Origin of the sequence: Methylocaldum szegediense, assembly GCF_949769195.1 — a bacterium.
GTDB lineage: Bacteria > Pseudomonadota > Gammaproteobacteria > Methylococcales > Methylococcaceae > Methylocaldum > Methylocaldum szegediense.
The window spans coordinates 2196417-2210406 of record NZ_OX458333.1; the positions used below are offsets into that span (position 1 = coordinate 2196417).

Below are 13990 nucleotides of genomic sequence, written 5' to 3' on the forward strand. Positions count from 1 at the left end.
TCAGCGCGGCACCCCGGACCCATTTTGCGATTCATCGCCTGGCACGTCGGCGTAAAACCGCCTTCTCCTTTCCACCCGATACCTCAAATCGTCCAGCATCGGCTGAACATCTGCATCCGTGAGAAAAATGGCTTGCAGGGCACTCTGGGTTTCGTCCAGGATGCGCTGGTTCACCCGGAATTGCCAAATCCGGGCGTGGTCGAGACTGTGCAGAAAGACCCGTTTCACGGGATCATGCTCGATTGCCGACTCCTCCGCGACCGAACGGCGCGCCGGCAGCCCGATGTCGGACTTGACCCAGATGCGCCCGCCTTCCGGACCGGTAAGATAGCGAAGCAGCCGCCAAGCCAACTCCGGGTTTCGGGTTCGTTTGGGGATGCCGTAGCCGACGGCGAACGCGACCGTAGCTGGCCTCTTTCCGACCGGCAACAAAGCCACACGGTATGGGACGCTCGCATAAGTCTCGTTCAGGAAATTCACTGCCCACAAGCCCGAAATCGCCATGGCGACGCGCCGGCGGCCGAAAGCGTCCATGTTCCAGGCAGCCCCGACGTCAGAAGGCATCACGGCGATCCCGTCCGTCTTCATCCTCCGAAGGAAATTCAGCGCCTCGACGAAGGCAGGCTCGGTAAAAGCGATACGGCCTCGCCTATCGATAAACTCGCCCTCGTTCTGCCAGACGAAAGGCAGTGAGTATTCGAGGTTTTCGGCATGCCCGTATCCGTACTGGTCGGTGCGGGCATCGCCGTCGGTATCGCGGGTGAGTCGCCGGGCAAACTCGACGAATTCGTCCCAATTCCGCGGCGGGAATGCCAATCCGGCCTCTTCGAACATGTCCGGATTGTAGTAAAGCGCCAGGGTGGAATAATCCTTAGGCAGGCCGTACAGCGCGCCGCCGGAACGAAACGCATCGAGCAGCACCGGCTCGAAATCTTCCGAAGCGAAGTCCGGGTCACCGGCGACCCAATCGTCGAGCGGCAATAAAACGTCGTACTCGACCAGCAACGGAATCCAAAAGGCCTCAATCATAATCACGTCCGGCGCGGTCCCGGTCGCCAGCATGAGTAGCAGTTTATCCATGTAGTTGGCCGTGATCGGCTCGTACCGAACCGAGAGTCCGGGATGCCGTTGCTCGAATGTATCGATGAAGGTCCGCGTGAGAGTCTCTTCGATCGGCGACGCGATCCAGCCGGTCAGACGGATCGAAACGGCATCTTGCTGATCGCACCCGGATAAAAGGAGCGCAAATACCAAAACGATCGATCCGAAAGGCGTGATGCGGTTCATCGGTACATCAAGCGTTTTTCGCCTTAAGGAAGCTCTAAACAAGTACCGCTCATGCCCTTCGATAAGCTCGCCACGAACGGAATCAACAGGTTACCGTTTCCTGGGTTATCGAAGGACCGCGGGCCTATCCCGAGTCTATCGAACAACTGAGGGCGACGGAATCCATCTCTGTTTGAATCTTCCCTAAATGCGACGGCCCTTGCCTTCGCCCGGCCCGAACATTGTCATACCAACTTTCGGGGCAATCAGTTGCGCCAAGGGCTCGAAGGTGCGTGCCCCCTGCCCTAGCTTGTCTAAATTACCGAGACTGTTGGCGCTTGACCCCGTCGGCCGTACCGACGAGCGCTTGGCAAACCGGCAGACACACGATGAATTCGCTGCCCTTACCCGGCCCGTCGCTTTTGGCTTCGACCCAGCCGCCGTGCAGTTCGACGATCTTTTGCACGATGGTCAAGCCCAGCCCCAAACCTCCCTGGGCCCGGTCCAGGGTGCGTTCGGCCTGGGTGAAGAGCTTAAAAAGCTTGGGCAGCAGATTTTTCGGAATGCCTTCGCCGGTATCTCGCACGGATACGATCGCATCACCGTTCTTTCGAGCCACGGTTAGCCAAATCTTGCCGCCTTCGGGCGTGTACTTCGCAGCGTTATTGAGGAGATTACTCACAACCTGAGCTAGGCGTATGACGTCGGCATTCAGTGGCAGCGGATCTTCGGGCACCGTGAGATTCAGTTCGTGGCGCCGGGCCTCGATCAGCGGGCGGCTGGTTTCCAGCGCCAGATCGATGACTTTGTGCATCTCGACCGTAGCTTTGTGCAAAGTGATTTTGCCTTGCACGATGCGCGAGACGTCGAGCAGATCGTCCACCAAGTGCGCCAGTTGGTTGACCTGCCGGTCGATCACGTCGCGCGCCCAGGCCAACTTGGGATGGGGCAGGCCGATCCTTTTCATGACCGTGACAGCGTTTCGAATCGGCGCCAACGGATTCCGGAGTTCGTGCCCCAACATCGCCAGAAACTCGTCCTTGCGGCGATCCGACTCGCGCAAGGCTTCCTCGGCCTGCTTACGCTCCGTGATATCCAGGAATGCCCCGATACATTGCCGCACCGTACCGTCCGGATCCCGTGAAAAAACCGAATCGCGGGATAAACACCATATCCAACGGCCATCCGCCGTCTTGAAGCGGTATTCGATCTCCAATACCTCGCCGTCCGCCATTCTCGCGAGGTTGTCCAGATGCGCAGCGACGCGCGCCTGGTCCTCGGGATGAAACAAGGCGAAAAATCGGTTTCCACGTATGGCCGCGAGGTCATCGAGGGTATAGCCGGTCAGCCTCGTGTACTGGCCATTGATGAAGGTATCGGTGCCGGTCCTCAGGTCGTAGATGTAAAGACCGTTCAGGGAAGACATGAGCACTTTGCGGGCGAAGGTTTCTTCGTCCTTGAGCTTTTGCTCGGTTTCCCAACGTTCGATGATCTCCGTCTTCAGCTGCTTCTCGCGATCGATGGCAGCACTCATCGCTCGCGCCTCCGCTTTTTTCAGCCGATCGATCACGAGGCTGACCAGTGTTCCGACACTAAAAAGCAGGAGCAACCGCAGCTTTTCCGCCGTCTCCGCCACGCTCAGCGAATAACCGGGCTCTACCAGCAAGCACAGACCGACAAGGGTACTCAGCGCGGTAGCGAAAAACCCAGGAACGAACCCTCCGAGCCATGCGGCGGGCATCACAACGACCAGGAACAACAGCAGCGGCGGCGACCCCTCAAATACCGGCCCCGAAAACGCCAGTAGTAGCGATACGGCCGACGTGCCGAATATCGTCACAAAATAGCTATTCAACAAAAACCGTTTGATTTGAGTGTGCTCCTAAAAAAGGGACAGCACTCCCTGCCGGCTAAGAGACTATCTCCATAGGCCGCTCGCCCATCGAAGGGTTTCTCGAACCTATCGGGTTAAGCCCTAAGTAGTCACACTAACGAACCCCGGTATGACCGCGAGGACAAACCGGAAGTTTCGTCACCCGAGCCATTTTTGCGGCCTCTTTGCGGAAACAGATCACGGTAACGCCCGGCCAATCGCGCCCACGGACTTCTCCGTATGCGGCTATTCACCGCGGGCGATTTCTCTAATCATGTATTGGACCGCATCGCGAACGGCGTCATCGCTGAGGTCGGTATGGGCGCCTTTTTCGGGCATGTTGAGAAACCCTTCGGTCGCATGATTCGTCAGCAGCGAGGGGAAGCCCAAACTCCGCGATTCCCAGGCTTCGGTATCGTCCAACGTGGGCGCCCCACCCTCGCCGGAATCGTGGCACTCGGCACAAAAGGCGTTATAGACGTACCGACCGCGGACATAATCCGGCTGGCTGGAGTCATTCCGCATCGATGTTTTCGTCTCGGACACACAGCCAGCCAGGATCAGGGCAAGAGAAGCGGCGGTAATAGTAGAAGAAATAGAACGATTAGGTACCATGCACATCACTCGTTCGGGTAAAAACAGGAAAATTGCGTCCAGGAGGGATTCCAGAGCCCAGCCATCCAACGTGTAGGAGGCCCTCCCTGCCGCCGATTGGTCGTATCGGAAAAGGATTTCAGTCCTACCGGACCTGCAAGATCACCATGGTGATGTCGTCCGCGAACTCGGTCTTGCCGCAAAAGGTCCGCAGATCAGACATCAGTTCTCGAATGGTCATCTCCGGCGATTCCGAGCGGTCGGCGGAAAAACGATTGCACAAGCGCGAAATGCCGAAGAATTCCCCCTGTTCGTTCTGCGCCTCGATCACGCCATCGGTATAGAGCAGCAATCGATCGCCCGGTTCCAAGATCAGCGTTCTTTCTTCGAAAAACACGTCCGGCTTGACACCCAGAATCAGTCCGTCCGCATCCAGTTCGCTGCAGGTTTGGTCCCGCTGCCGCTGCAACAAAGCCCGGTTGTGGCCGGCATTGGCATAGCGCAGCAGGCGCCTTCCGAGATCGTATTTCAGATAGAACATCGTGATGAAAAGCTCGGCGGCGCTCAAATCCTCGTAAAGAAGCTGGTTGAGTGCGCGTAGGATCTCGGCCGCGCTCTTCCGCGACGAACTGCCCGACGTTGTACGGATCTCGGCCTTCAGGGTGCTGCGCATCTCTGTCATGATGAGGGCGGCACCGACGCTGTGCCCCGATACGTCGGCGACGACAATATCCGCATTGCCGTCATAATGGAAGTAATCGAAATAATCACCGCCGACATGGGTGGCTGGGACGCAAACACCGGCGATCTCGGCTCGTGGAAGCCGCAGCGGCTTTTTCGGCAACAACGAGAGCTGAATGTGTTTGGCAATTTCAAGTTCGTGCCGCTCTTCTTCCGCCCGTCGGCGCTCCGTCACGTCGGTTTGAATGCCGATGTAATGAGTGACGATACCCTGTTCATCACGCACTGGCGACAATAGGAGTTCGTTCCAGAATGGGGTTCCGTCCTTTCGGTAATTGCGCAATACCACTTCGCAGTTGCTACCTTGCCTCAGTGCCTCTCGAATCTTTTCTTTGGCGGCCTCCTCGGTTTCCGGACCCTGCAAGATCTTGAGATTCCGCCCCAACAGCTCCTCGCGCGTATAGCCCGTAATCCGGCTCAGCGCCGGATTGACGTAGATATTCGGATAATGCGGCTGGCGCGCGTCAGCGATCACAATCCCGACGCTCGCCGCTTCAATAGCCCGCTCGCGTTGTCTCAGGATATCCTCAGCTTGCTTGCGCGCCGTGATATCCAGATCCATGCCCCGCCATTTGATCACCCGCCCCTGATCGTCGAAGATCGGGGCTCCGGTGGATTCCGTGAAAACCTCGTGCCCGTCCTTGTGACGGTAATGATTGATCAGCTTGTAAAAGGATTCGTTGATGCGTTCAATCGGCGGGATTGCTTCGATCCAGTGTTCCCGGTCCTCGGGCGTGAGTAGATCCAGGTAACGCTTGCCGATGATCTCTTCCGGCTTCCAGCCGAGAATGGCGTAGACGGCGCCGCTGCTGTAGATGTAGCGGCCTTCCGGGTCCTGCTCCCATAACCATTCGCCGACCATTTCGGCCACTTGCCGAAAACGCTCTTCGCTTTCCTGCAACGCCTCTTTATCGCGCTTCTGCTCGGTGATGTCCCGCTGAGTCGCGAGATAACGGGTGACTTTGCCGGAAGCATCCCGAATCGGCGTGATCGTTTCCAGAGCCCAGTACAGCTCGCCCGATTTTTTCCGGTCCTGAATCTCGCCTTGCCACTCCTTGCCCGCGAGAATCGTCTCCCAAAGCCGCTTGCACACGCCCAGCGGCGTTTGCCCGGATTGCAGCAGCCGCGGGTTCCGGCCGACAACTTCCTCGATTTCGTAGCCGGTCAGGCGGCAGAAAGCGCGGTTCACGAAAGTTATGCGACCGTCCAGGTCGGCTATCAGGATGGCGTTCGGACTTTGCTCCACCGCTCCAGACAGGATAGACAGGTATTCCTCGTTCTGCTTACGGCGGGTCAGGTCATGGGTAATGCCGACGAACAGCCGGCGATTGCCTTGCTTGAGCTCGCCGACCGAGAGGTACATCGAGAAGGTGGTGCCGTCCTTGCGCTGGCCAGCAACTTCGCGACCGATGCCAATGATCTTCCGTATCCCAGTCTCGCGATAGTGGGCCAGATAGCCGTCGTGTTCCTCGTGATACGGCGAAGGCATGAGCCGGTTGACATTCTCCCCGATCAACTCCTCCCGCTTATACCCGAATAGGCGTTCGGCGGCCGGATTGAGCAATTGAATCGTCCCGACATCGTCGATGACGATGACCCCGTCGGTAATGGTGTCGAGTATCGCCTGAAGATTGAACTCGGCGTCCAATGCACCCTCGCATCTCTCACGCGGCTCGATGCGTGTCAGCCGAAGTAGATTCAGCCGAACGCCATCATTGTTCAAAGGCGTGAGCTTGTAGCGGGCACCGACTATCGTTCCGCCTTTGCGACGGAAACGAATCTCATTGGCGCTAAAGAACCGCTCCTCGGCCCGTGTTATGGGCTTCTGCTCGCGACCTGGCGGCGTAAGTCCGAGCGGCATCTCCAGAACGGAAAATATCGGCCGGCCGCGGAGTTCGTGCTCGGAATAGCCGAACAGATCCTCCGCCGCCCGGTTCAGGAAAACCAGGCAGCCCGCCTCGTCGAGCACACAGACGGCCTCGTCGAAACTATCCAGCAAGCTTCTCGTGAACCGATCGATCGACCTAACCCCGGACATCCCCTCCACGACCATCGATTCCGGATTGCTCTTCTTTTCCTGTGGCATATACCAATCCAGTGTGAGAAAAACTTCGCCCATCCCGAATCGGAAACAAAGTCGGTGATCACCCGGCGCCATTCGGCCGATCCCGACGTCCCTGTTTTCTAGGGTGAATTTGATTATCCGGAAAGCCGCTCCTATTTCGGGTGGATGAAACAATTAGACGGATCGGCGCCGTTGATTCTGCTTTACCCGTTTGGACTTATTATGACCGGTAGGATTTCGAATTGAGAGTGATCGATTCACGAGTCTCCCCGGCTTGAAAAAGCGCGGAGACGAGGCTAGCGAAAGTCGGTGGGGCGGCATCCATGCCAGGCGATGCTCGATAGCGTCTTCCTCTCCGTGAAGCGGCGAGTCGTGCATTGAGACTCGCCGCTCAGGAGTCATTCTTTCGTCTTAAAGACGGGACCATACTGGGTTTCGACATCGAAGTTTTCCCAAACGAAAGACGGTCTGGTGATCGGTTCCGTCGGCAAGGGAAAGGTCAGGACATCGACCAGACCCGAGGCAATGCGACCCACCGTATGTAACCCGCCTTTCAGAAACCCGCCGGAGATTCCAAAAAGGACGTTGGTCTCGTTCGCCGTGTTGATCATGTTCTTGGGAAACTCGACCCAGCCCAAGGCTATGTTGCTGAACCCCGAACCCAGCTTCATGCCGACATCACGGCCGTAATCGTCCGAAGCCATCGAAACCGACGAGACGGCCAGCGCCGCCGTCGCGGAAAGGAAAATCGTTCTTGTTGATCTCGACATGAAAGGCCCCTTGCTGGCAGACATAGACATTGATTGGTCAAACCCTTCACCCCCTCCTGGTCTTTTCGGGGTCGCCAAAGCCGTTCAGAACTCGACCCTGGCTCACGCGGCTCGTCTTTGCGCCGAGGCATCCTTGCCCCGGCTTCACCCGGCCGGTGTTCGTAGGCCGGGTGAACCGTTCCGCGAGGAAGAGAAAAACATCTCTCCTCGTCAACGCTTCTCTCTTCGAGCCTGCATCAAGCGTAGGCAAAGGTCTGCCTTTTTTCAAATGAGCCGCTAGTCTTCACCAGGGCAGCTCGCGTCCGCGAAAATCCAGGAACCGTCCTGAATCGCCGGGCTTGAAATCTTCAATCACCCGGCGTAGGCCGGCCACGCTCTCGGCCGGTGAAGTGGGCGCGTTCGAACCGCCCATATCAGTCTTCACCCAGCCGGGATGCAGAATCAACACCCCTATCCCGCGAGGCTTCAGATCGATCGCGATACTCTTCATAGCGGCATTCAGCGCGGCTTTGCTGGTTCGGTAGAGGATGGCGCCACCGCTTGAGTTGTCGCCCATGCTGCCCATGAGACTGGTGATAGCCAGGACCAACTTGCGTTGGCTGCGTAAGACATGCGGAAGAAACGCCTCGGTCATCTTGACCGGCGCCTGGGTGTTGATTTTCAAGACCCGTGCCCAGAGGTCGTAATCGAGTGTCCCCAGAATATTTTGACTTGAGCCGCCGTAAACGCCGGCATTGTTGATCAACACGTCGATCGGTTCGGAAGCCAGTGCGTGCGCCAGTGCGTCGATCTGATCGAAATTTTCGACTTCCAACTGATGTATAGAAACCGATGGCCATTCGGTGGCCAAGCCGCGCAAATTTGAGGCTTGCTCCGGACGGCGGCAACACGCCAGAACTTTCCAGCCCGCTTCTGCATATTGCCTGCAAAATTCGAGACCGATGCCGCGATTGGATCCGGTGACTAATACGGTAGGCATGCTGAATTCTCCTTGAAAGCCATTGTTTCAATAGGCGCCGTCGGAAGCGCCGCTTGGTAGGACCTTGTCAAATACCCGACGACTCCTTAATTTCACAACATACCCGATACGGAGATTCAAATGTACACCGAAGAACGACGTCTGCTGACCGATTTCCTGGATCAGCTCAAGCAGGCCGAGGTGTTCGCCAAGGATTCTGAAGCTGAGAACCTGATCAACCAAGCGGTCGCTCAACAGCCGGATGCCGCCTATCTGCTCGTGCAGAAAGCCTTATTGCAGGAACAGGCGCTGAATGCCGCCAAGACCCAAATCGCACAGCTTCAAAACCAGCTCGATCGGCTTCGAACCACCTCCTCCCAAAGCGGCGGTGTTCTGGGCTCGGATCCGCGGAACCCCTCCTCCGATCGCTTGGCACCCGCACAACCCACCGGCGGGTTAGCGGCTTCGTCTTACGCGCCGAGTATGGCGGAACAGAGCGCCGCTGTGGGCTTTCTGGGCACCACGGCAGGCGCATTCCTGTTCCAGGGCATCGAAAGTCTGTTACATCGCGATTCCGAGGGTGGATTTCGCGACTCGGCATCGACTTCAGAAAATGCCGAGAACATTGCCATGAACAAGTACGACAATGCCGACGAACCGATTTCCGATTTCGGCCTCGAACAAGCCGACTTCGTCGACGATGGCGTCTACGGATTCGACGGCTATGACGCTGACGAATCCTCGGACCTATAGGCTTCACAGGAGGTGAACGCTCTCTAACGGCTGCACTGGCATCCTTTCCAATGGTCGAACCGGTACAGCTCGAGGACTTCGTTCTGAACATTGCCTCGGCGGCCACGATCGTCCTCGCCGGTGCCGGCTACGCCGGGTTTTACGCTTGGGGGAAAATCACCCGCCGTCCCGGCTTCGTGATTTCGGCCTATGCTTCGTACGCCTGCTTGGCCGCCGCCGTGTGGGTTTTGGCGGAAACGTCTCACTTCGAGGGTTTCTGGCGCGTCGTTGCGGGGCTTATGTTGATCGGTTATTTCGTGGCACCGCTTGCGATCTTTAGGCTCTGCATGGCCACCCACGCCACCGAACATCCCGAACACGATCGTCCGAACATCGATCAACAACAAGAGGGAGAACCATCGTGAATGCCACACCGTTATGGGCATCCGAGACATTTTGGAAAAAAACGGCGATCTGGGTGACGGCGATTTCCTTCCTGCTTCTGATCGGCCTGACCTTCGACTCGATGGCCAAGGTGTCGGCCGGCAGCACCACGCGCGTACCCGCCTACAGCGTCATCAACAAAAAGATCGACTATCGATTTGATGCCAAATTGAACCGTTACACGCCGGTCATCGATGGCGATGCACCTCTGTTCGGCAAAAGCTTGAGCGACGAAGAGGCGGAAAGGCTCGTGACCCTCGGCAAGAAGACCTTTCAGGCGAAGAACTGCATCAACTGCCACACTATTCTGGGCAATGGCGCCTACTACGCACCTGATTTGACCAAGTCCTGGCTGGACCCGAACTGGGTCGACGAAACCAACCGCGAGATCCTGATGCTAGCCTTCCTCCAAGACCCGCCGGGCAACTCCAGGTCCTACGGTACCGGGCGCAGGATGCCTGATCTCGGCATCACTGAGGACGAAGCGCGAGGGCTGATCGCTTTTCTCAAATGGACGGCGGCGATCGACACCAACGGCTTCCCCCACAACTTCAAGACCCTTTACGCACAGGAGAACCCGTAATGAGCGTCGGAGTCCTTGACAGCCGAAACCTTAATGGCGGGCAAAAACTCGCGGTGAAATATTTCATCGTCGCGATGGTTCTCTTCGTGGCGCAAGTCCTATTCGGGCTGCTCGCCGCCATTCAGTTCATCGTCCCCAGCTTTCTGTTCGAGACACTCGATTTCAGCGTGAACCGCATGCTCCACATCAACGCCATGGTGGTGTGGATGCTGTACGGCTTCATCGGGGCCGTCTACTGGTTTCTCGAGGAAGAAAGCGGGGTCGAGATCGTCGGACTCAAACTCGGGGAGTTCGCTTTCTGGGTGCTGACAGCCGCGGTCGGTGTCGTGGTGCTGGTGTATTTGTTTCTGCAGACCGGCGCGGGTAACGATACGACCCGCTGGCTGATCAACGAAGGGCGCGAATACATCGAGGCGCCGCGCTGGGCAGACATCAGCATCGTCGCCGTCCTGCTGGTGTTCTTCTACAACGTTGCGGGCACCTTTTCCAAGGGCCGCTGGTCCGGCATTTCCGGCGTGCTTACGCTCGATTTGGTCGCCCTGGTCGGTCTCTATCTGACGGGGATGTTCTACACCACCAACGTGACCGTGGATCACTATTGGTGGTGGTGGGTGGTCCATCTCTGGGTAGAAGCGACCTGGGAGGTGCTGGTAGGCTGCATCATGGCCTGGAGCCTGATGAAGCTCCTGGGCGCCCGGCGCAGGATCGTGCAGACCTGGCTGTACATCGAGGTGGCGCTGATGTTCGGTTCGGGCATCCTGGGGCTAGGCCATCATTATTTCTGGATCGGCACCCCAGAGTACTGGTTCCCCATTGGCGGATTCTTCTCTGCCCTGGAGCCGATTCCGCTAGTCGCCATGGTGGTGCACTCCATCTATGACGCCGGCGTGCACAAGCTCAGGAGCACCAACCATCCCGCGCTCGCCTGGGTGATCGCGCACACGTTCGGCAACTTTTTGGGGGCAGGCGTCTGGGGCTTCATGCACACCCTGCCGCAGATCAATCTCTACACGCACGGTACCCAGTGGACCGCCTCCCACGGTCATTTGTCGTTCTTCGGCGCTTACGCCACGATCAATATCGCCTTCTTCTACCTCGCGATACAACAGTGGCGCGGCAATGTGTGGATGGGCGCTAACCTCGCCGACAACGGTTGGAAGTGGAAATGGTCGATAGGTCTTTTGAGTCTCGGCGTGGTCGGCATGACCGTGGCCCTGCTCATAGCGGGCTACGAACAATCGTTCATCGAACGTGCGATCGAAGGCTCGACCTGGAGCGGTTATTTCGCCGCCCAAACCCATCCCTGGTTCACGCAGGCCATGTTCTGGCGGCTGATTTTCGGATTCGTCACCGCCGTTGGCCTAGTTCTGCTGATCTGGGATCTAGCAACCATCGGCGCTCGCGAAACCCGACCCGCGCTGGTCATCGAACGCCCCGAAGAGCCGGGAATCAAGGCGACCGTTGTAGAAACAGCATAGTTCCCGAGGGCATGAACGTTCGCTGTAGGAGGTTTAACCCTTAGATCGGCTCACGACAGACCCTTCAACTGGGCTCAAGGAGCCCTTCGGTAGGTTACGCCTTCCGGCCTGAGCTAGTTTACGAGGTCTGCAGAACCGCCCGCTCGATCAAGGCTGCATCGGCCTCGCCGAAGCCGCCATCGACGAGACGCAGCACCGATTTTTCGGCAGCGGGCGAAAACGCCCAACAGCGAGTCAGGGTTCGCCACAACTCGGCAAGTTCGTCCCCGGCCGCGGACGATAGCGTTTCGTGCGTCGCTTTGCCTTCCCGGCGCAAGAGGCACTCGATCAGAATCGCGCTGAGAAAGCGGAAGCTGTGGACCACATGGGTGTTCATGTCGCTGATGAGGTAATCGAACTTCTCCCGGAAGACCGAATCGCCCAGATAAGGAAGGAACAAACCCTGCCGAAACGCTTCCAAGATCAGCCCGAAAAACTTCCTCTGCCCCTCGTGGATATTGCGGTCATGGAAAAACTTGAAAGCATGTTCGAGATCGTGCACGAAGAAAGCGAAGGCGTTCGGTTTCTGGAGAACCGGCCGCAGCAGCCGCGGATAATCGGCCACGATAGTAACCGGCCTCCGACCCGCCGCTTGCATATTGAGGACTTCCTCGGGGGTGGGAATCCGCTCGGTCAGCAGTAGGGGCCATTCGCCGCGCAACCACGCCAAGAGTGCCACGGAAACGTTCGGAATAAGACCGAAAAAGTGATAGCGCTCGATCCGATCAACCAGCACCCGTTCCAACTCGTTTCCAACCGATCGGTCGAAATCTGTCAACCAACTGGATGCGTCCGGCCTCGGATCGCCTTTAACCTTGCGCGACGCGAAACGCGGTCCGTGCAGCGCTATCTGCCAGATAAAGAAATACAGAGCCGCATAGGCGGCATCGCTTAAATTCCCGGAACGCCAATATGCCTTGAACTCGGGAATTCGGGCCAATCGGTCGGAAAAATTCTGCACGCGCTGTCTCGTGATCGGTATCGATGGCTGCTTTGTTCTCTATACCATCTTCGAGTCGGACAAAAAAAGCCTGCGTTCTGCAGGCTTTCTCCTTTTTCGGCAACGATGAAAAAACCGCAACGACTGTCCGCGCAAATGAAACAGGCGAGTACGCTCGCTACGGCAATGAAGCCACACTCTCGAAATAGCGCCGCTTGATCGCCTGGGCAAGCTGATGTACGGCCATGGCGTAGTGAGTGCTGTGGTTGTAACGGGTGATCACGTAGAAGTTTTGGTGGCCCAGCCAGTATTCGTCGCCGGAGTCGGTGCTGAGGCGGAGCAAGCGCACAGTAGCATCGCGGCTCAGAGAATCGGCGACGGGTTGAATGCCGTAGTTGGTCAGCGCGGCGAGCGAGTAACGGGTGTCGAATCCCGATTCGAGATTTCTGGCCGCAGCGCTGCCCCGGGCGGCGGTCACCACCGGTTCGCCCGGCTGCCACCCGTGAGCCGCAAAATAATTGGCAACGCTACCGATGGCATCCACTGGGTTCCACAGATCACGCCGACCGTCGCCGTCGAAATCTACCGCCCATTGCAGGAAACTGCTGGGCATAAATTGACCTAAGCCCATCGCGCCAGCATAAGAGCCTACCGGATAGGACGGGTCTATGCCCTCGTCCCGCGTCATCAGCAGAAACTTCTCCAACTCCGACTTGAAATAATCGCTCCTGCGTGGGTAGTCGAACGCCAGGGTGGTCAGGGCATCGATTACCCGATGGTTACCAACGTTAGCGCCGTAGAACGTCTCTACGCCCATGATCCCGACGATATATTCGGGCGGCACGCCGTACAACGTACTCGCTCGCTCCAGAACCGAGGCATAACGCCGCCAGAAACTGACTCCGCCGGAAATGTGTTTCTCGGTGAGAAATTTGGAACGGTAGCGTGTCCACGCACCGGGGCGCGGCGGTCCGGCAGTACCGGACTCTTTGCTCAGATAGTCGAGCGTCCACTGCTTGCGTTTGGCCTGGGAAAACACACGGGTTAGATACTCGCGGGAAAACCCGTGCCGGCTGACCATGTGTTCGATAAACTGCCGAAGCGCCGGATAGCCGGCATAATCCCCAGTGACCGCCGAGTGTACCCCCTTAGCATCGCGATTCAACGAGGATTTGGCAGCTGGCGACTGGGAACGAACGGTCTTGCGAGGCGTAAGCGAGGCAGCACTCCGTGCTGTCCGCGCAGGTGGAGCAACCGTGGTCTTGCCGATCTTCTTCGACGGTTTCGCCGGTGCACGGGTCGCGCAACCCGCCACCAAGAGCGCCGCCAATACTAATAGAACCATGGGCTTCAACTTCATGTTCATGGGCGTCTCGAAAACGGGAAAGCACGGGTCGGGGAGGGTTAATATCGCACGTAAGACTACGTACTTGTCAACGTCCGACTGGCCTCACCCTCCAAGTGGACGCCCGGTTGGAAACCGTTCGAGACAGCTTTTTCGGACAAG

12 protein-coding genes are annotated in these 13990 nt (G+C 57.7%); 4 read left to right on the plus strand and 8 right to left on the minus strand.

What is annotated here, in order from left to right; translation table 11 throughout:
* From QEN43_RS09335 to QEN43_RS09360, 6 genes are all read right to left on the minus strand, one after another.
* Complete coding sequence (locus QEN43_RS09335; protein ID WP_051331994.1) at nucleotides 1-1287, minus strand: ABC transporter substrate-binding protein; 1287 nt, start codon at nucleotides 1285-1287, stop codon at nucleotides 1-3.
* A 298-nt stretch (nucleotides 1288-1585) separates the two neighbouring features.
* Complete coding sequence (locus tag QEN43_RS09340) at nucleotides 1586-3121, minus strand: PAS domain-containing sensor histidine kinase (protein WP_317964016.1); 1536 nt, start codon at nucleotides 3119-3121, stop codon at nucleotides 1586-1588.
* 264 nt (nucleotides 3122-3385) lie between these two features.
* Nucleotides 3386-3754 carry a c-type cytochrome gene (locus tag QEN43_RS09345; protein WP_162144346.1) on the minus strand — a complete coding sequence of 123 codons (369 nt, stop codon included), beginning with the start codon at nucleotides 3752-3754 and terminating at the stop codon, nucleotides 3386-3388.
* 124 nt (nucleotides 3755-3878) lie between these two features.
* A complete protein-coding gene (locus QEN43_RS09350) occupies nucleotides 3879-6593 on the minus strand; it encodes a SpoIIE family protein phosphatase (RefSeq protein WP_235726692.1) in 2715 nt (904 codons plus the stop codon).
* Between the two features lie 344 nt (nucleotides 6594-6937).
* Nucleotides 6938-7309 carry an exosortase system-associated protein, TIGR04073 family gene (locus tag QEN43_RS09355; protein ID WP_026611712.1) on the minus strand — a complete coding sequence of 124 codons (372 nt, stop codon included), beginning with the start codon at nucleotides 7307-7309 and terminating at the stop codon, nucleotides 6938-6940.
* A gap of 283 nt (nucleotides 7310-7592) precedes the next feature.
* Nucleotides 7593-8288, minus strand: a complete 696-nt coding sequence (locus QEN43_RS09360) for an SDR family oxidoreductase (RefSeq protein WP_026611711.1) — start codon at nucleotides 8286-8288, stop codon at nucleotides 7593-7595.
* 120 nt (nucleotides 8289-8408) lie between these two features.
* Between QEN43_RS09360 and QEN43_RS09365 the strand changes: the two genes are divergently transcribed.
* From QEN43_RS09365 to QEN43_RS09380, 4 genes are read left to right on the plus strand one after another with little or no spacing between them, the layout of a single operon-like run.
* A complete protein-coding gene (locus QEN43_RS09365; RefSeq protein ID WP_051331990.1) occupies nucleotides 8409-9020 on the plus strand; it encodes a DUF2076 domain-containing protein in 612 nt (203 codons plus the stop codon).
* A 50-nt stretch (nucleotides 9021-9070) separates the two neighbouring features.
* Entirely contained in the window at nucleotides 9071-9424 is a 354-nt protein-coding gene (locus QEN43_RS09370; protein ID WP_026611710.1) for a hypothetical protein, read from the plus strand.
* Nucleotides 9421-10026, plus strand: coding sequence for a c-type cytochrome (locus QEN43_RS09375; protein WP_026611709.1), 606 nt, complete (start codon nucleotides 9421-9423; stop codon nucleotides 10024-10026). The genes QEN43_RS09370 and QEN43_RS09375 overlap by 4 nt, the downstream gene beginning before the upstream one ends.
* Entirely contained in the window at nucleotides 10026-11504 is a 1479-nt protein-coding gene (locus QEN43_RS09380; RefSeq protein WP_051331989.1) for a cbb3-type cytochrome c oxidase subunit I, read from the plus strand. The genes QEN43_RS09375 and QEN43_RS09380 overlap by 1 nt, the downstream gene beginning before the upstream one ends.
* A 118-nt stretch (nucleotides 11505-11622) precedes the next feature.
* Here QEN43_RS09380 and QEN43_RS09385 read toward each other — a convergent pair whose 3' ends face one another.
* Both QEN43_RS09385 and mltB read right to left on the minus strand, forming a co-directional pair.
* On the minus strand, nucleotides 11623-12504 hold the full coding sequence (locus QEN43_RS09385) for a hypothetical protein (RefSeq protein WP_317964017.1): 882 nt from the start codon (nucleotides 12502-12504) through the stop codon (nucleotides 11623-11625).
* 157 nt (nucleotides 12505-12661) lie between these two features.
* Nucleotides 12662-13849, minus strand: a complete 1188-nt coding sequence (gene mltB, locus QEN43_RS09390) for a lytic murein transglycosylase B (RefSeq protein WP_084162332.1) — start codon at nucleotides 13847-13849, stop codon at nucleotides 12662-12664.
* Nucleotides 13850-13990: the final 141 nt, after the last annotated feature.